The organism is Micromonospora sp. NPDC047521 (assembly GCF_055587305.1).
Genome location: NZ_JBVJGN010000021.1, coordinates 14706 through 36896 on the forward strand (window position 1 = coordinate 14706; position 22191 = coordinate 36896).

Annotated in this window: 17 protein-coding genes and 2 pseudogenes; 11 read left to right on the top strand and 8 right to left on the bottom strand. The window is 67.1% G+C overall.

Translation table 11 applies throughout. The features are described from left to right. Nucleotides 1-5 precede the first annotated feature (5 nt). Nucleotides 6-386 (top strand): hypothetical protein, encoded by a 381-nt coding sequence (locus ACZ6N8_RS29165; RefSeq protein WP_466014011.1) that lies wholly within the window; start codon nucleotides 6-8, stop codon nucleotides 384-386. A gap of 107 nt (nucleotides 387-493) precedes the next feature. Here ACZ6N8_RS29165 and ACZ6N8_RS29170 read toward each other — a convergent pair whose 3' ends face one another. Together ACZ6N8_RS29170 and ACZ6N8_RS29175 are read right to left on the bottom strand one after the other, a co-directional pair. Continuing rightward, nucleotides 494-895, bottom strand: a complete 402-nt coding sequence (locus ACZ6N8_RS29170) for a hypothetical protein (RefSeq protein ID WP_466014013.1) — start codon at nucleotides 893-895, stop codon at nucleotides 494-496. Then, nucleotides 892-1203 carry a hypothetical protein gene (locus ACZ6N8_RS29175; protein ID WP_466014015.1) on the bottom strand — a complete coding sequence of 104 codons (312 nt, stop codon included), beginning with the start codon at nucleotides 1201-1203 and terminating at the stop codon, nucleotides 892-894. The genes ACZ6N8_RS29170 and ACZ6N8_RS29175 overlap by 4 nt, the downstream gene beginning before the upstream one ends. Before the next feature lie 139 nt (nucleotides 1204-1342). Between ACZ6N8_RS29175 and ACZ6N8_RS29180 the strand changes: the two genes are divergently transcribed. The 4 genes from ACZ6N8_RS29180 (at nucleotide 1343) to ACZ6N8_RS29195 (ending at nucleotide 9291) form a co-directional block, all read left to right on the top strand. Further along, nucleotides 1343-3304 (top strand): type I restriction-modification system subunit M, encoded by a 1962-nt coding sequence (locus tag ACZ6N8_RS29180; RefSeq protein WP_466014017.1) that lies wholly within the window; start codon nucleotides 1343-1345, stop codon nucleotides 3302-3304. Continuing rightward, a complete protein-coding gene (locus tag ACZ6N8_RS29185) occupies nucleotides 3301-4536 on the top strand; it encodes a restriction endonuclease subunit S (protein ID WP_466014020.1) in 1236 nt (411 codons plus the stop codon). The genes ACZ6N8_RS29180 and ACZ6N8_RS29185 overlap by 4 nt, the downstream gene beginning before the upstream one ends. Next, the gene (locus ACZ6N8_RS29190) at nucleotides 4533-7580 is read left to right on the top strand and encodes a type I restriction endonuclease subunit R (RefSeq protein WP_466014021.1); all 3048 of its coding nucleotides are present in this window, start codon (nucleotides 4533-4535) and stop codon (nucleotides 7578-7580) included. Before ACZ6N8_RS29185 ends, ACZ6N8_RS29190 begins: the two co-directional genes overlap by 4 nt. Nucleotides 7581-7701: 121 nt before the next feature. Further along, complete coding sequence (locus ACZ6N8_RS29195; protein WP_466014023.1) at nucleotides 7702-9291, top strand: serine/threonine-protein kinase; 1590 nt, start codon at nucleotides 7702-7704, stop codon at nucleotides 9289-9291. Nucleotides 9292-9968: 677 nt separating this feature from the next. Here the strand turns inward: ACZ6N8_RS29195 and ACZ6N8_RS29200 are convergent. The 3 genes from ACZ6N8_RS29200 to ACZ6N8_RS29210 all read right to left on the bottom strand — a co-directional run bounded on the left by ACZ6N8_RS29200 (nucleotide 9969) and on the right by ACZ6N8_RS29210 (nucleotide 12876). After that, nucleotides 9969-12017, bottom strand: a complete 2049-nt coding sequence (locus ACZ6N8_RS29200; protein WP_466014024.1) for a DUF262 domain-containing protein — start codon at nucleotides 12015-12017, stop codon at nucleotides 9969-9971. A gap of 95 nt (nucleotides 12018-12112) precedes the next feature. Further along, nucleotides 12113-12574, bottom strand: coding sequence for a TM2 domain-containing protein (locus ACZ6N8_RS29205; RefSeq protein ID WP_466014026.1), 462 nt, complete (start codon nucleotides 12572-12574; stop codon nucleotides 12113-12115). Nucleotides 12575-12690: 116 nt separating this feature from the next. Next, on the bottom strand, nucleotides 12691-12876 hold the full coding sequence (locus ACZ6N8_RS29210) for a DUF397 domain-containing protein (protein WP_466014028.1): 186 nt from the start codon (nucleotides 12874-12876) through the stop codon (nucleotides 12691-12693). On the opposite strand from ACZ6N8_RS29210, the pseudogene ACZ6N8_RS29215 reads away from it, so the two are divergent. The 5 genes and pseudogenes from ACZ6N8_RS29215 to ACZ6N8_RS29235 all read left to right on the top strand — a co-directional run. Further along, a pseudogene (locus tag ACZ6N8_RS29215) lies at nucleotides 12824-13033 on the top strand (hypothetical protein); the annotation flags it as partial. The gene ACZ6N8_RS29210 and the pseudogene ACZ6N8_RS29215 overlap by 53 nt on opposite strands. Nucleotides 13034-13278: 245 nt before the next feature. Then, nucleotides 13279-16566 carry a type ISP restriction/modification enzyme gene (locus tag ACZ6N8_RS29220; protein ID WP_466014030.1) on the top strand — a complete coding sequence of 1096 codons (3288 nt, stop codon included), beginning with the start codon at nucleotides 13279-13281 and terminating at the stop codon, nucleotides 16564-16566. Nucleotides 16567-17007: 441 nt separating this feature from the next. Further along, nucleotides 17008-17202, top strand: a complete 195-nt coding sequence (locus tag ACZ6N8_RS29225) for a hypothetical protein (RefSeq protein ID WP_466014032.1) — start codon at nucleotides 17008-17010, stop codon at nucleotides 17200-17202. Nucleotides 17203-17267: 65 nt separating this feature from the next. Further along, nucleotides 17268-17482, top strand: a pseudogene (locus ACZ6N8_RS29230) (hypothetical protein); the annotation flags it as partial. A gap of 357 nt (nucleotides 17483-17839) precedes the next feature. After that, nucleotides 17840-18256, top strand: coding sequence for a DUF2267 domain-containing protein (locus tag ACZ6N8_RS29235; RefSeq protein ID WP_466014034.1), 417 nt, complete (start codon nucleotides 17840-17842; stop codon nucleotides 18254-18256). A gap of 91 nt (nucleotides 18257-18347) precedes the next feature. On the opposite strand, the gene ACZ6N8_RS29240 is transcribed toward ACZ6N8_RS29235, so the two are convergent. The 3 genes from ACZ6N8_RS29240 to ACZ6N8_RS29250 are packed head-to-tail and all read right to left on the bottom strand — an operon-like array spanning nucleotide 18348 to nucleotide 21694. Then, nucleotides 18348-19118, bottom strand: coding sequence for a hypothetical protein (locus ACZ6N8_RS29240; RefSeq protein ID WP_466014036.1), 771 nt, complete (start codon nucleotides 19116-19118; stop codon nucleotides 18348-18350). A gap of 36 nt (nucleotides 19119-19154) precedes the next feature. Further along, complete coding sequence (locus ACZ6N8_RS29245; RefSeq protein WP_466014038.1) at nucleotides 19155-20489, bottom strand: HEXXH motif domain-containing protein; 1335 nt, start codon at nucleotides 20487-20489, stop codon at nucleotides 19155-19157. Beyond that, nucleotides 20486-21694 carry an FxsB family cyclophane-forming radical SAM/SPASM peptide maturase gene (locus ACZ6N8_RS29250; protein WP_466014040.1) on the bottom strand — a complete coding sequence of 403 codons (1209 nt, stop codon included), beginning with the start codon at nucleotides 21692-21694 and terminating at the stop codon, nucleotides 20486-20488. Before ACZ6N8_RS29250 ends, ACZ6N8_RS29245 begins: the two co-directional genes overlap by 4 nt. Nucleotides 21695-21963: 269 nt before the next feature. Here ACZ6N8_RS29250 and fxsA point away from each other — a divergent pair, with 269 nt between their 5' ends. Next, a complete protein-coding gene (gene fxsA / locus ACZ6N8_RS29255; protein WP_466014042.1) occupies nucleotides 21964-22143 on the top strand; it encodes an FxSxx-COOH cyclophane-containing RiPP peptide in 180 nt (59 codons plus the stop codon). The last annotated feature ends 48 nt before the right edge of the window (nucleotides 22144-22191 follow it).

Sequence of the window (22191 nt, forward strand, 5' to 3'; positions counted from 1 at the left end):
CGGGGATGTTCCGTGAATTCGGACCGGTCCGCTCCGCCGAGACGCAGCAGAGCATCTTCGACAGCGTCGCCGACGAGGAGTTGCCCGACGCCACCCAGGTGATCACCTATCTCAATTCGGGTCACATCCTCATCGACGTGATGGACGTCGCCGACGACGCCTTCGACTCGACCCGGCAGGTGATGAACGGCTCCACCGTCATGACCGACGGTGACTGGCTCTGGCGGAAGGACCTTGCCTACTACGTGCGGCGTTACCGAGTATCAGTGCCCGAAGCTTTACTCGCGCTCATCCGCGAGCGTGACTACGTCGTCCCTTCGCGCAGCGTGCCGGAGCTGACGGCTTGTTCGCGGCAGGCACGCGAGTTGATGTTCTGGAACAGCTGACAACCTTGCGAGTCACAATGCAGAGCCTGTTCACCCCGAGAGGCTGCCCACACCGTCAACGACGGCCCAGCCCGTCTGTCGATCTGACCGGACGACCCGTGGTGAGGTCAGACCTCGACGATCGGCCAGTCGTCGCCGAGCACCTTTCGCACCTGGTCGGCCCGAGACGTGATGAGGCCAGCAGCGCTGCTGATCGCAACGAAGACTGCGTGGCCAGCACCGAGGCGGCCAGCCTGCCGGGCCATGCCCCCAATGACTGGGCAGTCGTCGGCCTGGTCGACGTGCAGGGCCGGTGTGACGACCCGAACGGCGGGGTTGCGGCGAAGCATCGACAGGTACTCGTGCTCGGTATGGTCGAGCAGGCTATACGCCTCGATCAGGCAGACCAGCGGCACGGCAACCGTCGCACCGGCGTCGGCCGCATCCACCAGCGCCTCACCGACAGCGTCGACGCCGTGGGCGTAGGCCATCAGTGCACCGGTGTCGAGCACGTAGACCGGTGCGCTCACGCCGCAGTCGGCCGGTCGAAGTCGGCGCGGACCTCGTCGACCGGACGCTCCAGCACCTCCGCCACCCGGGCTATCGCCGCCTCACGCATCTCCGGCGTCACCTGTCGAGCGGCCAGCCGCCGTGCTGCGCCCGCCGGGTCGTACGGGAACTCGCTGTGCCCGGCCAGCCGTAGAGCGGCCCGCATGTCGTCGGATATCCGACGGCGGCGCAGCGCTTCGGTGACATACGCGGAAACCTGGCGGGCCGGAAGCGCGTCCAGCTGCTCAGCCACGTCATCAGGTACGGAGATCGTCACACGCCGACTCATACAGCGAGCCTAGCGAAGTATGAATCCTCCGTCGGCGACGCCACGCAAACAGTCGGCTGACCTTCTCCGCCGAGTGGGGGACCGTGACGAGGCGGACCAGCGGTGATACTCCTTGCTTAAGGCAATCGAAAGGAAACTGGTGAGTAACAAGCACCAAGAGCTCGCGAACTTCATCTGGTCGGTTGCGGACCTGCTCCGTGGTGATTACAAGCAGTCGGAGTACGGCAGGGTGGTCCTCCCGCTGACCGTGTTCCGTCGCCTGGACTGCGTGTTGGAGCCGACGAAGGACGCGGTGCTCGCCCGGCACCAGCAGCTCAAGGATGCGGGTGTGCAGAACATGGACCCGGTGCTGCGAAGGGCGGCTGGGCTGTCGTTCTACAACACCAGCGAGATGTCGTTCCGTAAGCTGCTGGGCGACCAGGACAATGTGGCGCTCAACCTGCGTGCGTGCATCGGCGGTTTCTCGCCCGGCGCGGTCGACGTTCTCGAGAAGTATGGCTTCGACACCCAGATCAGCCGCCTCGCCGAGGCCGGGCTGCTCTACCAGGTGGTCGCCAAGTTCGCCGACATCGACCTGCACCCGGACGTGGTGTCCAACCACCAGATGGGCTACGTCTTCGAGGAGTTGATCCGCCGCTTCTCGGAAATCAGCAACGAGACCGCCGGTGAGCACTTCACCCCGCGCGAGGTCATCAAGCTGATGGTCAACCTGCTGCTCGCCCCCGACGAGGACGACCTGATCACTCCCGGCATCGTCCGGAAGATCTACGACCCGGCCTGCGGCACCGGCGGCATGCTCAGCGAGGCCCAGGACCACATCCAGGAACACAATCCCAACGCCACCGTCGAGGTGTATGGGCAGGAACTCAACGGCGAGACGTACGCGATCTGCCGCTCCGACATGATGCTCAAGGGTGGCGACCCCACGAAGATCGCCTTCGGCAACTCGTTCAACCAGGACGGTCACGAGGGCGAACGGTTCGACTACATGCTCGCCAACCCGCCGTTCGGCGTCGAGTGGAAGAAGGTCGAGAAGTTCGTCAAGGACGAGGCCGCCCGCGGTCACGCTGGCCGTTTCGGTGCCGGGCTGCCCCGGATCAACGACGGCTCACTGCTGTTCCTCCAGCACATGATCTCGAAGATGAAGCGCCCTGAGGACGGCGGCAGCCGCCTGGCCATCGTCTTCAACGGCTCGCCGCTGTTCACCGGCGCCGCCGGCTCGGGGGAGTCGGAGATCCGCCGCTGGATCTTGGAGAACGACCTCCTGGAGGGCATCGTCGCGCTGCCCGACCAGCTCTTCTACAACACCGGCATCTCCACATACTTCTGGATCCTCACCAACCGCAAGGCGCCGGCTCGCCGCCGGAAGGTCGTGCTGCTCGACGGCCGCGACTACTGGACGAAGATGCGCAAGAGCCTCGGCGACAAGCGCAAGATGCTCACCGACGAGCACATCGCCGAGCTGACCCGAGCGTATGTGAACGCCCTGTCCATTGCGGACGACCCGGAGCACCCGCAGCACGCCAAGGTGAAGGTTTTCAAGACCACCGACTTCGGCTACCAGCGGATCACCGTCGAGCGCCCGCTGCGGCTGCGCTTCGAGGTCACCGAGGAGACGGTCGCGCTGCTCGCGGAGGCCAAGGCGGTCTTCAAGTACGCCGAGCGGGAGTCGCTGCTCGCGGGGGCCAAGTCGCTGATCGGTACGTCGTCCGCGACGCGGGCAGAGTTCGCCATAGAGCTGAACGGGCTGGGGAAGCTACCGGCGCCGGTGGAGAAGGCGGTCTGGGAGGCGTTCTCGGTCAGCGGCCCGGAGGGCGAGGTGCAGACCGACCGCAAGGGCAACCCGCTGCCGGACCCGGATCTGCGCGACAACGAGAACGTGCCGTTGGACGAGGACATCCACGACTACCTCAAGCGCGAGGTCCTTCCACACTTCCCCGATGCCTGGATCGACGAAGCTAAGACCAAGATTGGGTACGAGATCCCATTCACTCGCCACTTCTATGTGTACAAGCCGCCTCGTCCGCTTGCCGAGATTGACGCTGAAATTAGTGCGTTGGAGGCCGAAATCCAGAATCTCCTTTCTCAGGTGACATCGTGAAGTGGCCAATGGTCCGGCTCAAGCGGGTCTGTCGACTTCAGTCCGGGCTGACCGTTGATGCATCGCGTGCAATTTCAGGCGACGAAGTAACTCGACCGTATCTCCGGGTAGCCAACGTCCAAGCCGGTTGGCTCGACTTGAGTTTGGTCAAGGAGATCACCGTACCTCGCAGAGTTGCGATCGCTAGCACTTTACGGTCGGGCGATGTTCTAATGACAGAGGGAGGGGATATCGACAAACTCGGTCGCGGCACGGTGTGGCGAGGAGAGATTCGCGACTGCTTGCATCAGAACCATGTGTTTGCCCTTCGGCCGCTGGCGGGAATCCTTGACGAGAGATTCCTCGCTTATGTAACTCAGTCGGCGGGAAGTCGATACTATTTCGAGAAGACCGGAACAAAAACTACCAACCTCGCTTCTACGAGTAGCTCAAAGATTCTCGACCTGGCCATCCCTCTCCCCTCGCTTCTTGAGCAGCGACTTATTGCGGACTACCTCGACGTCGAACTGGATCGCCTGTCTCGACTTCGTAAGGCCAAGCTTCGCTCCCGCGAGCTGCTCCTTGAGCGAATGGAGGCAACCACTACCGAGGCATTTGCCGCTCACATGGCGGGTACCACCATCCGGCTTGGTCGGTTGGCATCGAAGCTGACTGTCGGAATTGTCGTTCAGCCTGCGACACTTTACGCTCCGAGTGGAGTTCCATTTCTCCGCGGGCAAAATCTCGCTGCTGGCTCGATTAACGATAAGGAACTGAAGTATCTTTCGGAAGAGGACAACTTCCTGCACAGGAAGTCATCCCTTCGACGCGGCGATGTTCTCGTCTCGCGAGTTGGGTTGACGGGTCAGGCAGCGGTAGTTCCGGACTGGGCGATCGGTGGCAACTGTGTGGGGATGCTGCTCGTTCGGCCAGGGCCAATGTGTCACCCGAAGTTTATTGAAATGGCGATCAACTCCCGGCCGGCTCAAGAACAGCTTCGCCTTCTTGCGGGTGGCTCTGTCCAAGAGGTTCTCAACACTTCTGCCCTAGCCCAATTGGTCCTTCCAAAGATCTCCTTCGCTAATCAAGAGGCCGTTGTCCGGCGAGTGCTCGATCGCAACGCACCCCTGAACGCTGCACTTGAGGTAATTGGGAGGCAGTTGCGTTCCCTGACAGAGAAACAGCAGGCTCTTGTTACGGCGGCGGTGACTGGTCAGATCAACTTGACGACAGCCCGGGGGGCGGACGTATGAGCCCGGTTCATCAGGAGCAGCCGTTCGAGACGGCGATTGAGGGCGCCTTGCTCAGCTCCGGCTGGCTCTCGATAGCGCCGAGCAACTACGACCGGGAGCTTGGGATCGACACCGCCGAGCTCTTTGCCTTCATCGGAGCGACTCAGCCAGATGAGTGGGCGAAGCTACTGGCGTACCACGGAAACAACCCTGATGAGGCGCAGTGGCACTTCGCCCAGTACGTCGCCAAGCAGACCGACGAGCGCGGCCCGCTCGACGTCCTTCGCCGTGGCGTCAAGGACAAGGGCGTCCTCATCCGGCTCGCCTACTTCAAGCCCGCCCACGCCATCACCGACGACGCGCTCAAGCTCTACCGCGCGAACCGCCTCACCGTCACCCGCCAGCTCGCCTACTCGACCAGCAGCAACAACACCATCGACCTCGTCCTCTTCACCAACGGCATCCCGCTCGCCACTGCCGAGTTGAAGAACCCGCTCACCGGCCAGACCGTCGAGGACGCCAAGGAGCAGTACCGCAAGACCCGCGACCCGAAGGAACTGCTCTTCGCCCGGCGTACCCTCGTGCACTTCGCCGTCGACCCCGACCTGGTTTTCGTCACCACGAAGCTTGCTGGGGAGAAGACCCGGTTCCTGCCCTTCAACACCGGCTCCGACGGGCCGGGCGTCTCCGGTGGTGCCGGCAACCCGCCCGCAGGGGAAAGCGGCTACCGCAGCTCCTACCTCTGGGAGCAGATCTGGCACCCCGACGTGTTCATGGACCTGGTCCGGCGGTTTCTGCACTACGACAGGGACACCAAGGCGCTGATCTTTCCGCGCTACCACCAGTGGCACGCGGTCACCCAGCTGACCGACCACGCCGCCCGCCACGGCTCCGGCCACAACTACCTGGTCATGCACTCGGCCGGGTCGGGCAAGTCGAACACCATCGCCTGGCTGGCGCACCGACTGTCCAGCCTGCACACCGCGCCCGACATCGCCAAGGATGGGCTGCGCCCCAACGAGCCGGTCTTCGACAAGGTCATCATCATCACCGACCGGGTGGTGCTGGATCGGCAGTTGCAGGACACCGTCTTCCAGTTCGAGCATGTGCCCGGTGTGGTGCAGCGGATCGACAAGGACTCCGCTCAGCTCGCCGCCGCGCTTCAGGGCGAGACGGCCAAGGTTGTCATCACCACCATGCAGAAGTTCCCCTACATCCTCAACCAGGTGCAGGGGCTCAAGGGGAAGCGCTTCGCGGTCATCGTCGACGAGGCGCACTCGTCGCAGTCCGGCGACTCAGCCGCCGCGCTGAAGAAGGTGCTCCTCAAGCTTGGTAGCGACGACGTGGACGAGTCGGGTGACCTGCTCACCGCGTCAGCGCTGGCGCGAGGGCGGCACGAGACGCTGTCGTACTTCGCGTTCACCGCCACGCCGAAAGCGAAGACCCTGGAGCTGTTCGGCACCCCGCACCCGGTGACCGGCAACCCGCAGCCGTTCCACACGTACTCGATGCGGCAGGCCATCGAGGAGGGCTTCATCCTCGACGTGCTGCGCAACTACCTGACCTACAAGTCGTACTGGAAGTTGGCCAACGCCAACCCCGACGACCCGGAGGTCGACCCGAAGAAGGCCGGCGCCCAGCTCGCCCGCTTCGCCAGCCTGCACCCCACCATGCAGGCGCAGAAGGCGGAGATTATCGTCGAGCACTTCCGCAAGCACACCGCACCGCGCCTGGGTAACCGCGCCAAGGCCATGGTGGTCACCAGCTCTCGCGAGGCCGCCGTCCGCCTGCACACCGCCATCAAGAAGTACGTCGAGATGCAGGGCTACGTCGGGTGCGACTCCCTGGTGGCCTTCTCGGGCGACCTGGAGGTCGACGGCGTCGAGCACACCGAGGCGCGGAGCAACGGGTTCAGCGAAGGCGAGTTGCCGGAGCGTTTCGCCTATACCGCCGCCGACGACAAGCACGCCGGCACGCCGAATGCCAAGCAGCAGACCGAGTATCGGATCCTGGTCGTCGCCGAGAAGTACCAGACCGGCTTCGACCAGCCGCTGCTCACCACGATGTACGTCGACAAGCTGCTCAAGAACGTCGCGGCCGTGCAAACCCTGTCTCGGCTCAATCGCACCCACCCGCTCAAGGCCCAGGGTGACGTCTTCGTCCTCGACTTCGTCAACGAGGCCGGCGACATCGCCGAGCACTTCAAGCCGTACTTCGAGACCGCCGCCACCACCCCCACCGACCCGAACCTGCTCTACACCGCCCAGAACGCGGTGACGGCCTACCCGGTCCTGGTCAACTCGGAGATGCAGGCGTACGCCGAGGCGTTGCTCGCCGCCGAGCAGAAGGCAACGAGTGACACCGCCCTCCAGCGGGCGCACGCCTCCCTCTACCGCTTCACGGAGCCGGCCGTGCAGCGCTTCAACGCCCTGGCCGCCGACGACGCCGAGGCCGCGGACACCTTCCGGTCCGCGCTGCGCGACTACACCCGCATGTACGCGTTCCTCAGTCAGGTCGTGCCCTATCACGACGAAGACCTGGAACGGCTTTACCTGTACGGGCGAGCGTTGCTCAACCGGCTGCCCCGCCGGCAGGACCCGTCCGTCGACATCGGCGAGGTGCAGCTGACCCACCTGCGGGTCAGTAAGACGGGCGAGCACGACGCGTCGCTGTCGCCCGAGGGTGAGCAGATGCTGCCGGGTTTCCTCGGCGGGGCAGCGGGCGGGCAGCGCGACCTGGAAAAGGTTGTGCTCTCCGAGCTGATCGACGCGTTCAACGACCGGTTCGGCATCGGTCTGGGCGAGTCGGACAAGGTCTGGGTCGAGCAGCAGATCGTCGCCTTGGCCGAGGATGGCACCCTCGAAGCCGCCGCGATGGTCAACGACGAGAGCAACTTCGGTGTTGTCTGCGACAAGCGCATCGAGGACGTGATCCTGTCTCGCCACGACGACAACGGGAAGCTCATGCAGCGCTACCTGGACGACGAGAGCCTGCGGTCGCAGCTCAACCAGTTCGCACGCCGGCAGGCGTACCAGATGATTCGCAGCCGCAAGGGCATCGCCTGAGCGCTCAGGCTCGACGCCTATCGCGAACTGAATGACTTGTACGGTGGCAAGCACTAGCAGCATTGACAGTGGCAATTGGCCGGGACGCGCAGTGAGGGGCTTGATGCGGGCGCAGGAGCGCGTGGCCGACCGATACGAGCTGACGTATCCGCTCGGCCACGGCGGTATGGGGGAGGTGTGGGGCGGCTTCGACGAGAAGCTCGACCGGCCCGTCGCCATCAAGTTCCTCCGCAAGCTCACCATCCCTGAGAACGACCGGGACAACGCGGTCGAACGGTTCATGCGGGAGGCCCGGGTCACCGCCCGGCTGGACCACCCCGGGGTGCCCAGCGTCCACGACGTCGGCCACCACGGCGACGACGTCTACATCGTCATGCAGCTCGTGCCGGGTCTGCTCCTTTCCGAGCTGATCGCCGAGCGTGGCCGGCTCGCCGTGCCGTGGGCAGCCGCCATCGGCGCGCAGATCTGCTCGGTGCTCGCTGTCGCACACGCCGCCTCCCTGGTGCATCGCGACCTCAAGCCGCAGAACCTGATGGTCACCCCGACGGGATCGGTCAAAGTCCTCGACTTCGGGGTGGCGGCGCTGCTCGGCCCGGATGTGCCCCGGCTGACCGCCACCAGCCACACCCTCGGCACGCCCACCTACATGGCGCCCGAGCAGGCGCTCAACAGCGCCGTCGGGCCGCGGGCCGACCTCTACGCGCTGGGCTGCGTGCTGTTCGAGCTGCTGACCGGCGAGCCGCCGTACCGCGCGGACAGCGCGCTCGGCCTGCTGCACCGCCACATGAACGACCCCATCCCGTCGGTCACCGGACATCGCGCCGGTGTGCCCGACGTGCTCGTGCGGCTCGTCGCCCAATTGCTCGCCAAGGACCCGCAGGACCGGCCCGGGTCTGCCGCCGAGGTGTACGAGCTCCTGGCGCCGCTCGGAGTGGTCGAGCCCGGCGTGGCCGACGACCTGGCGGTGACGGTCGCCGATGGTCAGACCGTCGATCCGACCATGCCCCACCGTTATCCGTTCGGTCCGCTACCGCCCCGCGCGCCGCTGGCGCCGACCAGGGTGGACATCGTCCGGCCGCGCTCGGCGCCGGAGGTCGTCGAGCCGCTGTCCCTCGACGAGCTGACCGAGGTCGAGGAGCGCGCCTGGGATCTCGCCGAGGATGAGCGGTTCACCCAAGCCGCCGAACTGCTCGAAACGGCGTTGCGTCCGATCCGGAAAGGGCCCGGTGCCAAGCAGCCCAGAATCCTGGAACTGCGTCTCCACCTTGCCAACCTGTACGTCCTCGCCGGGGCGTTCCGGCAGGCGCTGCCGGAGTTCCAGCGGCTCATCCCCGACCTGGCCGCGCGCCCGGTGCCGGACCATGAGCTGATCTGGCAATGCCGGCAGCAGGCAGCCGTCTGCCAGGCAGAGCTGGGTGAAGGGACGTCCGCGCTGGCCGAGCTGCGAGCGTTGCTCGCCGAGGAGCAGCGGGTGATGTCCCCGGGTTCACCGGAACTGTTCCCGCTGCGGCAACAGGTCGCCATGCTTGTGGCCGGCGTTGGCGACGTGACGGAGGCGCGACGCCTACTTGGTGACCTCCTGCGCGATGTCCATCGAGCGTACGACTCGGAGTCGCCAGCTGCCGCAGAGGTGGAGGTGCTACTGGATCACCTACGACGGCTGGATGACGACGACCGGCAACGAAGCTTCGGTCAGGGGACAATGCGGTGACCACCAACGACCAGCGAGCTGGACGAAACGTGCCGGCGGGCAGCGAACGCGCCAGCAGGCCGGGTTCGTCGGCCGCTCCCGAAGACCGCCTGATCTCGATCCTGCTCTCTGTGGATCGCGCGATCAGCGCCGGCGATTTTCGGGGCGCATGGGACCTGCTGAGGCAAGGCTCACGTGCCTCAAAGAGCTGCTCTGACCCGAAGGTCCGGCAGCAGATGCATCGGATTCTTGCTGTGCAACGCGGGCGCGTAAAGGCCAAGCAGGGTGTGGCCGGGCGGCAGCAGCGACAGCGCACGTTGAAGGCGACCAGGTCTCCGGATCGGGCCGAGTCACTGCTCGCGGCGCGATGCGTCGGCTGCGGCCTGAGCGGACGCGATGGCAGCCTGACCCGGAAGTCAGGTGCTCCCCGTTGTTCCCGGTGTCACGCAGAGTGGGCCACCGTGAAGTGCGCGCGTTGTGGGAAGACGTTTCGCCGCAGGGGCACAGATCCAGGCTCGCGCAAGTGTGACCTGTGCCGTGATGGCGAATGGTCAGCGTCGGTGCGAGCATTGCCAGCAGGCCTGCCCACTTTGGGCAGACGACGGTGAGGCGAGTAGCAGGGCTCTCCAGCCGGAACAAACATGCACAAGTGATCTTCGGCAGCTGCTGACCGCTATCGCCCATTCGTGGTCCTGGCGCTACACCTTCCTCGCGCCCCGGACGCCGCGCTCGTTCACGCCCGGCTCGACCCCCGTCACGGTGCACCTGCCGGTTGTCGGAAAGAGGCGTGCCGAGATGGCGCCGGCCGAAGGGAACTCGTCGCCGTACTCCTCGCTGCGGTGGTTCCTGATTTCGTTGATCGTCAGGAACGCGCCGGACGGCTGTGAGAAGAAGGCCGAGCCGATGTGGGCGGGGATGTCTCGTCGCCGGGACGCCGGCACGACTGAGAGGTGGCCGGTCGGCGGGCCGGCGTTGCTGTCCTCCGTCGGTTCCCGCCTTTCCGTCGCGGCAGAGCTGTCCACGCCGAGCAGGCCGAGGAGGCGTTCGCGCATCAGTGCCCGCCGGCGGTCGTAGAAGCTCAGGAACTCGGCGAGTGGTGGTAGGTCGCCGAGGTCGTTGCGGGTCAGATAGCCCAGCTGGGCGGCGGCGTCGGGATAGGCCCTGCGAACCCAATCGGACGGCAGAGCGGCCCGCTTGTCGACGTTCTCCGTCCCCTCCAGGAGCTGGAGGTTGCCCAGCCTGTCGACGCGATCGAGGTAGGCGGGAATGTCCTCGTCCGGGATGCCGGCCGCGCGAAGCCGGGCGGCGGTGAACCTGCTTCTCGGATACACGTGGTCGACGTGGAACGCGTTGCGTACGTCGATGCCCGGGTAGAGCAGTGCCAGCAGCGCGAAGGTCTTTGTCGCGCCGTACTTCAGGTCCAGCAGCTCGTCCACCTCGAGAGGATCGAACCGGAGGGCCTTGCTCTGCCTGGCCATTTCACGTTCGAGCGAAGAGCGGGGAAAACCGTTGCGTGCTTCGGCGTCCAACACCGCCCGCAGGCCGGACAGCAACGTGTCGAGGCCACTGCCCCAGATGCCACCCTTGACCACCGCCTGCAGCAGCCACCGGCGGAGTTCGTCGCGGTCCGACGCGTCGGCCGAACGCCGCAGGTAGCCCGTCTCCAGACGGCGAAGGTGCGCGTAGTGAGCGAGCGGGATGATCACGCTGCTGGCGGGCAAGGTGGCCGACGAAAACCCGAAGTCGCTGAGCAACTGAGCGGCCAGCCGCAGCGCCCGCTCGATGTCGTCCCAGCTCTCTTCCATCGCCAGCATGGTGTGCCGGTCGAAGTTGTCGACCTTGAAGCGGATGTCCCGTTTACCGAGCAGGACCAGACCGGTCTTCAAGACGCTGTTCTTGTCGAAGTTGAAGCCCTGGCCGGTGCGGTTGAGGTCGTCGACGAGAGCGTGGATCTCCTCCCGCGCGTCGCGCTCGCGCCACTGAGAGGTGGCGATGCTCAGCAGGAGGTCACTGAACGAGAGCGGGACCGCTCCGCTGTTGACCCGGATGAAAATGTTGAGCACCTTCTCCAGGCTCTGGTCTTCCTCCTCGAAGTAGTTGATCAACGTCTGCCGCTTCACCACTTCGTAGAGCTTGAAGAGCACCCGTCCGGCGGCGTTGGGCAGCTCGTGGTGAGCGGTGATGTCGAAGACCTGATCCCCCTCGTTGACGCTCCGGATCTCTGAAACCGGGAACCAGAAGGTGTGCTCGTCGCGGGCCTTGGCCTCATCAGAGGTCAGGAACCGGAAGTGGTACGCCAGCTCCAGCTCGTCGTCGTCGCCGCGGGCCAACAGGTTGATGTGGAGCCGCTTCGTCGGGTACGCGAGCGGGTTGTTGTGCCTCATCCTCGGGAGCCGCTCGGCGTAGGAGCCGCGGAGACCAATGTTGAGCGCGGTCAGCCGCTGTTGCCCGTCGAGGATCGCTGTCACGTCCCTGCCGCGTTCGACGTCGAGAGTGGGGCAGTGCGGCGAGTTCTTCGCGTGATAGGTCCGCACGAAGTCGTAGAAGGTGTAGGACTTGACCTTGTCCCCGCTGACTTTCCAGAACAGGAACGAGCCGATGGGGTACCCACGCATCAGGCTGTCGAAGAGCTTGCAGATCCGGTCGGGCCCCCAGACGAACTCCCGTTGGATGGCGGGGAGGACGTAGTCGTGCCGCGCCATCCGCTGAAGTGCGGTGGCGATCGTGATGGGCGCCTGAAACGGCACGTGACCTCCCTGATCCGCCACGGGCGAGTGCGGAGAGTTGACGGGTGAACGACCAACTTCCCATGTGGATGGTCAGTGTCACCAGGCTGTATGGATCAGATCCTGTCGCTCGACGCTCGGTGCGCCGAGTTCAGTAGGAGCGCGTGATCGCTGCGTGGGTGCCGGCGACAACGCTGGCGTTGTTCGACGCCCCCGGCCGCGAGTAGGGGGCCCAGGACCAGGTATGCGATCCAGGTCAGGGGCATCGTCACGATGCCGACGACGGCGAAGATGAGGAAGAAGTTGATCCAGAAGAGCCCCCAGAACGACAGCATCAAGAGCACTCCGGAGGCCGTTCGACCGGCATACAGGTTGCCCACACCGAAGATGCCGAAGAGGCCCAGGATCAGTTCAAGGGCTACGGCAGCACCGGCAGACTTCTGAGGTACGAGCACCGCCTGCGGTCCAACGTACAGCGGCTGCGTCGGGACCGGAGCCGGATGTTGCTGAGCAACCGGTACCGGTAGGTGTTCGGTCTGCGCCGGCTGCCACTGCTGATAGGGATCGGGATGAGTCACTGCACGAGTCTTGCGTGAGAACAGTCCGCGAGTCACCCGCCGTTTGGTCCCGTGCATCGGACTGCAAGCGCCGTCACCACGTCTGTGTGGCCACCGAGGCGTAGAACTTCAGCTAGTCAGCGTGTTGTTGCGGGCACCGCGGACCAAGCGGTCGGGCGAAAGGTGAGTGCCGGTCCGGCCGGATCCTTGGAGTCGCGTACGGCGACGATGTCGGGCAGGTTGTCGGCGACCTTAACGCACGCGCCGCCGATGTCGCCGCTGCGGGTGCTCTTGCCCGCCGCACAGCGCCTGGCCCGGGTCATCGGCCGCTGGATGTCCGTGCTGGCGACGACCGATCCCGGGGAAACCACGGTGTCCGAGGAGGATCAGCTGTTCCTCCGCCACCGGGTCTTCTGCGACCAGCTGATGTCCGGCGGTCGACGCTGTGTGCTCCGCGCCTACCACGACGGCGACTGCTCCGCCGCTTGCGTCGCTGACAGCCGGTCCAACCCGCGATACCTGCGAACGCGCTCCCACTGCCGGTCAGGACATAGGCGGTACCGATCCTACGAGCTGCAATCACGTAAAGCTATCGATCGATTGCAGGATGTGCTCGGTGTGAAGCGCCGGTAATCCTGAAGGGCCAGCCCACGGCTGCAGGGGGATTCATGGGTAGTCCCGCACGTCGCCGTCATACGCCTTCCAGTGAGCGTCAGCTACGCCTGGTGCCTGATCCCACCGCCCAGGCAGTAGCTGCCTTCGGTGCCAGAGTCGCGGAGAAAACCGGTCGAGGCGGTGACCCCGAGGACCAGTTACGCAGTCCTTTGGAAGAGTTGCTTCGTCGCATGGGCCAACACCTGGGAGTCGACGCCGTTCCCTACGGAGAGGTCCGGCTCGACGTGGTGCGTGCGCGCCCCGACTTCGCCGTGGACGTCGGCGGAGTTCGCGTGGGGTACGTCGAACTGAAAGCTGACGGGCACGGGGTCCCCTCGACCTGGCGTCGCCCCACGAAACGTGAGCGCCTGCAGTGGGAGAAGCTCAAGGCCCTACCGAACGTCCTCTACTCCGACGGCACTGCCTGGGCGAGATACACCTACGGAGAACTGGCTGGCTCGGTTGTTCACCTGGAGGGCGACCTCTCCGGCGGTCGGCGCCCGCTGCGGGCGAATGGGCCCGAGTTCGAAGCCCTCATCCAGGAGTTTCTGCTGTGGCAACCCGAACAGCCGCGAACCCTGGCCCAGCTCATCCGGATCGTCGCCGGGCTGTGTCGGCTGCTGCGCGACGAGGTTGGTGCGATCCTCGCGGACCCCACCCGTGATCTGGCCCACGAGGAGTTGTCGCTGCTCGCCGATGACTGGCGCGACCTGCTGTTTCCCGATCTGGATGACGGCGGCTTCGCGGACGCTTACGCCCAGACCGTCACCTTCGCACTGCTCCTTGCCCGCATCGACGGAATCGTCTTCGACGAGACCCCGATGCACGAGATCGCCCGGCTGCTCGGCAAGAAGCACTCCCTCATGGGCCGGGCTTTGGCGGTGCTGACCGACAACGATGCCGCCTACGAGCTTCGGATGATCGATACCTTGTTGCGGGTCATCGGTTGTGTGGACTGGAGCACCGTCGACAACGGGCGGGGCGATATCCACGCCGACTTGTACGAGCGTTTCCTGTCCATCTACGACCCCACGCTGCGGCGGCGCAGCGGATCCTTCTACACCCCGCAGCCCGTCGCGGGTGCGGTCGTCGACTTTGTGGACGAGATTCTGCGTGACCGGTTCGATCGCTCGTGGGGGTTCGCCGCCCACGATGTCACTGTCGTCGATCCTGCGATGGGTACCGGAACCTTCCTCGTCGAGGTGTTACGAGCGGTCTCGGCGACGATCGACGCCAAGCAGGGTGCGGGCGCGCGAGGACCACAATTGCGGCAGTTCTTCCAACAGCGTCTCGTTGGCTTCGAGATCCAGGCCGCGCCCTACGCCGTCACCGAACTTCGGCTGCATCAGGCGATGAAGGCGCAGTTCCGCACCGAACTTCCCCCATCCGAGTACCGGTTCCTCACCGACGCGCTGGAAGATCCCGATACTCAGCAGGGCCGGCTGCGGGCGGCGTACCGGGTCATCGAACGCTCCCGCCTGGAGGCCAACCGTATCAAGCGTGAGATGCCGGTCATGGTTGTGGTGGGCAACCCTCCGCACGTGGAGAACACGCGAGGCCGAGCACCGTGGATCGAAGAGCGGCGGAAGGCGCCCCTTCTTCCAGGCACCTGTCCCGATCGACCCTCGCTCGACGAGTTCCGGGTGCCCGGCGGAGGCCGCTACGAGTCGGACCTCTACGGGCTGCCATGGTGCTTCTGGCGCTGGGCGCTGTGGAAGGCGTTCGAGGCTCACCCCGGGGAACCGCAGGGGATCGTGGCCTTCGTGACTCCGTCGAGCTTCGTCAAGGGCAAGTCCTTCGAGGGCATGCGCGAGTACCTTCGACGAACCTGCGACGAGGGATGGATCATCGAGTTGTCCCCTGAGGGGAACCGACCACAGCAACACACCCGCCTCTTCGGTCCGGACGTCGGCCGGCAGCTCTGCGTTGCAATTTTCGCTCGCTACGGCCAGGGCGACCGGACGACCCCGGCGACCGTCAGGACCCTCGCACTGACCGGCGCGAGGGAGGACAAACTCCAGCGGTTGCAGGAGCTGTGCCTCCCCGACCCGGGGTGGCAGCGTTGTCGCGCGGACTGGCGGGCGCCGTTCCTGCCGGAATCCGACACCGATTGGGGTCGCTACCCGGGATTGAAGCAGCTCTTTCCGGAGTCGTCCCGCGGCGTGACGGCAGGGCGTACCTGGATCTACTCCCCGGACGCTGAAACCCTTGGCCGCCGCTGGCGCAGATTCATCCAGGCTGGGGAGGGCCTGCGCCGACGGATGCTGCCCGAGTCCCGGGACCGCAAGCTCGACACCGTCGTCCGTCCGCTGCCCGGGACACCAGGACAGGCCGGGCCGCTCGCTGCGGAGACGGGCCCGGCACCGACGGCGGTAAGGGTCGCCTACCGCTCCTTTGACCGACAGTGGGTGCTGCCGGACAGCCGGCTCATGGTGATGCCACGACCACCGCTGTGGGCAGTCCGGTCACCGCACCAGATCTACCTGACCGAGCAGAACAGCCAGCCGATCGACAGCGGTCCGGGCGTGACCTTCACCCAGCTGATACCCGATCTGCATCACTACAACGGACGCAGCGGGCGGGTCTTCCCGCTCTACTGCGACACCTCGACAGAGCGGCCGAACATCGCACCAGGGCTGTGCGGGATGCTGGGCGAGATGCTCGGTACCGAGGTGGCGGCCGTCGATGTGATGGCCTACGTCGCCGCAGTCACCGCCCACCCCGGCTACACCGAGCGGTTTCGGCAGGAGCTGCAGCACCCCGGCGTACGGGTGCCGCTGACAGCGGATGCCGACAACTGGGCCGAGGCGGTGTCGGTCGGTCGCGAGGTGTTGTGGCTGCACACCTTCGGGCAGATCAGCCTGGGCGAGCGCCGGATCTCGTTCCGCGACTTTGTTGACGAGGCGGCGCCAAGGGTGCAGGCGGCGATACCGGACGAGCCGGGAGCCCTTCCCGACAGCATCTCCTGGGAGGCGGACAGCGAGACGTTGTTGGTCGGCAACGGGCGCATCGCTCCCGTTCACCGTCGGGTCTGGGAGTACGACGTCGGTGGGATGAGAGTTGTCCGGCACTGGTTCAACTATCGGTGCTCGAACCAACGCCACCGACGTCGCTCCTCCCCGCTGGATGATGAGGAGCTGAACCGCTGGAGCAGCGACCTCACCGACGAGCTGCTGGAGATCCTCGCGGTGCTCGGCGGTTGCGTGGCTGTCGAACCGCGGCAGCTGGAACTACTGGATCGCATCTGCGCCGGTCGGCTGATCTCTGTGGCAGACCTGGCGGCCGGCGGCGTCCTGCCGGTACAGGGAGCCGCCAAGCTCACCACGATTGACGAAGGGCGTATCCCGAGGTTGTTCTGACGGCTTCCCGTCAGTGCGCCCCCGACCGTTTAAGACACGTCAACAGGCATTGCGGTGCTCGCGAAGCAGCCGGCGTGCCGCCGGTTGGAGCAGGGCCGTCGGCTCTGCAGATACGTCGCCATGGCGGCAAGATTGTGAACGAACTCCCGGGGAGGGCGGAACGTCGGCGGCGATCGTGCGGCAGGGAGACTCGGCCGGCATCGAACGCCGGTGACAGCGCTGTGCAACGGCACGCCGAGAGCGTCATGCTCGGGTTGCTCGGTGTCCGGCTGGGCTGCGCGCTCAGCCCTCGACGATTCGTGCTGGAGGACGGGTCCCGGGTCGAGGTCGACGGGGCGGACGAGAACCTGACTGTCCTCGTCGAGGCGTGGGCACACCAGGGGCCGCCGAAGTCCGCCCAGAAGCACAAGGTGCTCGCCGACGCCTTCCGCCCTGATGTTCGTGGCCTCGTCGCTGCCGAGCCCGCCGCGCCTGGTGCTCTGCCTCGCCGACCCGGAGGCGGCCCACCACTTCACGACCGGGCGCTCCTGGGCTGCCGCGGCGCTGCGTGGGTTCGGGCTGGAAGTCGAGGTGGTCGAGCTGCCAACGGAGGTGGGGTCAGAGATCCTCTCCGGCCAACAGCGTCAGTACCGATAAGCTCTGCCCCACGGGGAGTTGGCGAGGCACGAGTAGTCGGTGCAGCACTAATCTAATGGTAAGTCATCCATCTGCCGGTGGTCGCGAACGACCTGCCCGCCGCGCAGCGCATGCCCCGGTGATCGGCCGCTGGCTGCTCGTCCTGCCGCGGAGCGATCCGGGCGGGCTCACCGTTCGGCCGAGGACGACCAGAACGTATGCCGATGGGTCTTCTTGCGATGCGCTGATGCCCTGCGGTCGGCGCTGCCTGCTCCGCGCCGACCACTGTGCCCGTCGCCTCTGCCGCTTACTTGGCCCTGCGATGCCTTTCCGGCAACTTGCTGCGAGGCCACCGCTGGCTCAGAGGGCTGGCTGAGGCCTCTGCCGTCGAGCACCTTGAAGATTTCGTCGTCGCGGGTGACTTCGTAGCGGCTCTGGCGCAGCTTCGCCAACAGTTCGCCGCCCGTACCAATGATGTCGCCGTAGCGCGCCTTGGTGAATCGCCCGATGAGGATGAGGCAGGGTCACCCTCCGTCCCGGCAGGCTGTCGAGGTACCAGTTCGCTCGGCACCCGAGAGGTGAAGTGTGCGATCGCGGCCCACTCAGCTCAGGGCTCGTAAGGCGGTTCGACGACGATCCGGCCCGAGAGGAGAATCAGGTGGAATACGAGGATTTCATCAACGCAGTGGCCACACGGGCGAAGGTGTCGATCGATCAGGCGGCGACGCTCACCCGCGCGACGTTGGAGACGTTGGCAGATCGGATCAGCGCCGGTCAGGCTGAGGACCTTGCCTATCAGCTTCCCGACGGGCTTGACGATCACCTGCGCAAGCCGCCACCGCACAGAAGGGAGGAACATGCCCAGCCGTTCGGGTTCGACGAGTTCGTGCGGCGGGTGGCGGACCACCCGGAGATCGACCGTGAGCTCGTCGGTCCCGGGGTCAGCGCGGTGCTCACCACGTTGCGTGAGGCTGTTACCCGGGACGAGTTCGAGGACGCGCTGGCCCAGCTGCCGAAGGAGTTTCGGCAGGTGATCGAGCCGGCGGGTGCCGGTAGCCGGCAGCGCCCCGGGTAGAGCACGTACGGACCCCGCGACGCAGCCAACCGGCCAACGGCCGCCTTCGCCACGACCAGGAGGGACGCCTCGCCCTGGCGGGCCGGGACGCTTAGCCGGCGCCGTTGGAGCGCTGGATGAGGTGCTGGACCCACTTGTCGAACTTGCTGCTGGCCCCGCCGAGCAGGCCGACGAGGTCCTGTTCGGTCACCACCCCACGGTCGGTAAGCGACATGATGAGGCCGCGCAGCCGTCGGTGGTCGTCCGCCTCGGAGGGTTCGACGGGGGCGCTGCCGCCCATGTGCCGTTGCAGGTCCTGGAGGATGTCCATCATCTGCGGCAGCGTCTCGATGATCTGTGACAGGCCGGTCTCGTGTGGGCTCGACGAGCCGCGCAGGTCCTGCAGGGTGAGGGCGACCGACATCGGGGTGACGATGTCGGCGTCGTCGGTTATCGAGTCGATGGCGCGGCCCAGCTGCTCCTTGGCGGTGTGCACGCTGCGCAGATTTCTGTGGTCGACCAGGATCGTGCGCATGCCCTGTACGTCGAAGGGGAGCTGCTGGTCCTTCGCCATGAGCTGCACGAACGGTTTACGCAGTGCGTGCCGCACGGCCAGCTCGTAGAAGACGTTCGCGTTCTGGTCGGTGAGGTCCGCGATGACCAGGTCGTTCTGGATGATCCGGTCGAGCACCTGTGAGGTGATCAGGCCGGCGCGTTCGATCTCGTCACCCCGGATCGCTCGGAATCCGCGGGCCTCGACCACCGGACGGATGACGTATTCGAGGATCTGGTCGCTGCGCTCGCGGATCTCGGAGCCCTCCGGGCCGATCGGTGCGATGACGAAGCATTCGCGCCGGTTGGGCTGCTCGTTGGCGTCCCCCATGCCGCCCAGGGTAGAGGAGATCGGCAAACCTCGCTGTCACGCCTGTCGTGCGCCGGCCCGCTCCCGGTCCCACTGGGCGCGGTGCGCGGCGAGCAGGCGTGCGGCGTCGGCCGCCGCGTCGGGCTCCACGGGTTCCCGCGCCCACCTGTCGATGACAGGTGCCATGCCGTCGACGAGACGCCTGCCGACGGGGGTCAGGCGGGGCTGCGCGGCCAGCACCCGCACTGTCTCTCCGACGGCCCGGGTCCACCTGACGAACTCGACCTCGGCGTGCTGGCGGGCCGGCCGGTCGCGCTCGGCGAGCCGTTGCCGGCGCCAGAAGCCGGCCACCCCCAGGTGGGCGTACGCGCCGTGCAGGAGGCCTTCCAGGGGGCGGGGGTCGGGCCGCCACGGCGCGTAGAACGACTCGTCGGGGCCGGGTTCCACGAGCGGGAACAGGTCGGTCAGCGCGGCCAGCTTCAGGTGTTGGATCTCGTGGGCGAGGGCGACCGCCGCCGTGCGGGCGTCCGGTGGCAGGGACAGCGCCACCGCGCCGAAGCCGTGGTGGAACGTGCCGCTGCGTACCCCGGCCCGGGGTGGGTTGAGCGGCACGAGCGTCCGCAGCGCCACCGACACCTCCTCGGCGACCGCCCGGTGCTCGTCGACGAGCAGGTGCCACGCCCCGCGCAGCCGGTGCTGCCAGCGGCCGGGGTCGCGGACGGAACCGGCGATCGGATGGGCGCCGACCCCGAGCGCCACCGGCACGTGCCGCCACGTGCCGGTGTCCAGCAGCAGCCGCAGCGTGAGCCCGCCGTGGGCGGCCCGCAGCTCCGGGTAGGGCCGCCAGCGGTGGTCGGGCGTGTGGTCGTACCCGATCTCGATCCGCTCCCCGGCGCAGCGCACCTCCGCGCGCCCGCCGGCGCAGCGCACGTGGGCGCGGGTCGCCGTGGGGTCGACCCGCAGGGTGCCGAGGCCGGGCAGGTCCAGCCGGCCCGGCGTGGCCGGGTCGAGCGGCACGTCCAGGTCGGCGTCCGCGCGGGCCCGCACCGCCGCGGCGGCGGCGACCGCCGCGAGCAGACCGGGGTACGCTGCGGCGCGTTCGCCCCGGCTCAGCAGCGACGCGGTGCCGAACGCCCAGGAGGCGACCGGCGGATGGCCCCACGCCGCCTCGCGCTGGTTCCTGTCCAGGCCACCGACCAGCCGGTACGCGGCCTCGACAGCCGCCCGGTCCGGATGGTCCACGCGGTGGGTGAGGACGACGAGCGCCCGGATCAGGAGCAGGTTCTTGCTGTGCTGGGCGGAGCGCAGCAGGTCGACGGCGCCCGGCCCGCCCCCGCCCGTGGCGAGGGCGTCCAGGACGGCCCCGGGCAGCCGGTGCCCGGCCGGTGTCACCGGGACACCGCCCGCAGCGCCGCCACGTCCCGGCGCAGCGTCCGGCGGATGTGGCCGATGAGCCGGTACAGGTCGGGGCAGTACACCGACGGGTTGTCGAAGCCGCTGCCGGCGCGCCACCTGTGGGTGTAGAGGCCGCCGCCGCAGACCCGGTGCAGGTCGCACGCCTGGCACTGCGCGCAGAGCCCGGGCACCCCGGCCTGCTGGGCCCGGACACCTGGTTGCTCCAGGGCGGCGTCGAAGTCGTCCCGGTCGACGTGCAGGCCGGTGCGTCCGGCGCCGGCGTGGGCGGCGCCGAGCGTGTCGTCCATCTCGATGGCCCCGTCGGTCTCCACCACCGCCACCGCGACCGGGCTGATGCCCACACCGGACAGGCGGGAGGAGCCGCCGAGCAGCAGTTGGATGATCTCGTCGAACAGCCGGACGCCTGTCGATCGTCCACCGTCGGAATACCACTCGTCGAAGACCGCGCTCAGCCAGTCCGCGTACGGGACCTGCCTCGCGTCGGCGGTGCGACCGGCGGGCGGCGTCGACCAGGTGCCGTGCGGCAGCAGGAAGTCCACCACCGGCGGCCGGTGGGCCAGCAGACTGCGGTACGTGGCGACCGGATCGTTGCGCAGGTCGACGGTGCACAGCAGACCGTTGAACAACCGGCGGTACGACCCGGTCAGCCGCAGCAGCGCGGCCTCGACCCGGTCGTGGCTGCCCCGGCCGTCCGGGCCTCGCCGGTGCCGGTCGTGAGCCGTGCGGTCCCCGTCGAGGCTGACGCTGACCCCCACGTCGAGCCTGTCGAACAGGCGCAGGAACGCGTCGTCGAGGCGGACGCCGTTGGTCTGCACGGTCATCCGCACGGGCACCGGGGCGGCGCCGCGCCGCAGCAGCTCGACGGCCCGTTCGACACCGGCCACCCCGGCCAGCAGCGGCTCACCGCCGTGCAGGACGACGCTGACCTGGCGTAGCTGGTGCCGGCGGGCGTGCTCGCCGATGCGTTCACCGGTGCGCGCGAGCGTCGTGGCGGACATCGTCCGGGGTCGGGAACGCCATCGCTGGTCGGCCATCGTGTAGACGTAGCAGTGGTCGCAGGCCAGGTCGCAGCGGCTGTGCAGCTTCACCACGAACTGCCGGAAGGGAACCGGGGGGCCCGGCGGCGCGGGACGGGCCACCGTGCCGAGTGTGGGCGGGTGGCCGCCAACGGGTCCGGGCATCAGACGCTCCGCCGTCCTGTCGGTCACCGGTCGGGCCACCTACCAAAGTGGAGCATACATCGACACGTGACGTTCCGGGTGCCCCCCGCTGACCGGCCGGCGTCGGGGTGGACCCGTCCTAGCTGGTCCGGCCGCCGTCCGGGTGTCCGCCGGGGCGGCGGCGCACGGTTATCATGAGCACACTCAGCGGATCTGGCGACCGGTCAATGTCTGGCCCGGCGGTGGGGCCGACCGGTGCGGTGCGACACGGAGACAGGCGGTGGTCGGGGATGGACACCGGAGAGGACGACCTCCACTCGGAGTTGATCGACCTGACCGAGCTGGATCTTGCCGAGCTGGACGCCATCCCGAACGGCGTCCTCGTCGCCGCGCTGGGACGACTCGACCGCCGCGCCGCCGCCGGTGACCAGTACGCAGCCTTCGAGAGCGCCCTCGATGGCAAAGACTGACCCCACGGGCGCCGCGGTGACACCGGCGACCCGCACCACCGCCCGGGC

What these genes read in the sequence shown, in the direction of transcription:
- ACZ6N8_RS29165 (WP_466014011.1), top strand. Translation starts at nt 6, where the DNA reads ATGTTCCGTGAATTCGGACCGGTCCGCTCCGCCGAGACGCAGCAGAGC.
- ACZ6N8_RS29175 (WP_466014015.1), bottom strand. Translation starts at nt 1,203, where the DNA reads ATGAGTCGGCGTGTGACGATCTCCGTACCTGATGACGTGGCTGAGCAG.
- ACZ6N8_RS29190 (WP_466014021.1), top strand. Translation starts at nt 4,533, where the DNA reads ATGAGCCCGGTTCATCAGGAGCAGCCGTTCGAGACGGCGATTGAGGGC.
- ACZ6N8_RS29210 (WP_466014028.1), bottom strand. Translation starts at nt 12,876, where the DNA reads ATGACCCGGGCCAGGCGCTGTGCGGCGGGCAAGAGCACCCGCAGCGGC.
- ACZ6N8_RS29240 (WP_466014036.1), bottom strand. Translation starts at nt 19,118, where the DNA reads ATGGGGGACGCCAACGAGCAGCCCAACCGGCGCGAATGCTTCGTCATC.
- ACZ6N8_RS29250 (WP_466014040.1), bottom strand. Translation starts at nt 21,694, where the DNA reads ATGCCCGGACCCGTTGGCGGCCACCCGCCCACACTCGGCACGGTGGCC.
- fxsA (WP_466014042.1), top strand. Translation starts at nt 21,964, where the DNA reads ATGGACACCGGAGAGGACGACCTCCACTCGGAGTTGATCGACCTGACC.